Source organism: Streptomyces sp. NPDC127092 (assembly GCF_042722475.1).
In the GTDB taxonomy this organism is placed as follows: domain Bacteria; phylum Actinomycetota; class Actinomycetes; order Streptomycetales; family Streptomycetaceae; genus Streptomyces.
This window is the reverse complement of record NZ_JBHXFE010000148.1, coordinates 1575-2070: the sequence shown is the minus strand read 5'-3', so window position 1 is coordinate 2070 and position 496 is coordinate 1575. Positions and strand designations below refer to the sequence as shown.

The 496-nt window shown below is 75.2% G+C and carries 1 pseudogene; it reads left to right on the top strand.

What is annotated here, in order from left to right:
* Positions 1 to 488, top strand: a pseudogene (locus ACFWJO_RS38160) (hypothetical protein); the annotation flags it as partial.
* Positions 489 to 496 lie beyond the last annotated feature (8 nt).

Genomic DNA, 496 nt, shown 5'->3' with positions numbered 1-496 from the left:
TCTCCCCCGACCCGGACGCGGCGGGCGAGGACCCGCAGGACGGGGACGGTGGGCCGGGCCACCACCGCGTGCAGACGCGCACCGCCACGTGGGGTGTGCCGCACGGCTGGCTCACGGTGTTCGACCCCGAGGAGGCCGTGCAGCGCCTCGTGGACGGCGAGCGCACGGCGTACCGGCGCACGCCGATCGTGGCCGCCCGGGAGCGGGCCGGGCACGCGGCGGCGGTGCTCGCGCGGCACGCCCCGGATGCGGAGCTGATCGGTGAGCTCACGGTGATGGTGGAGTGGCTCGGCGCGTTCCACCCCGACTCGTGGGTGGAGTTGGACTACGGCGGCCTCACGCGGCATGTGTGGCCGGACGACTCCGTCTTCGACCTGTGGACGCTCATCGACGCCCTCGAGGAGGGCGACGAGGCGACCGCCGGCGTCGCACAGGAACGACTGAACCGGCGCTGGGCCGCCGTCGGGATGCTGGCCAGGCTGACCTGAGCCGGCCG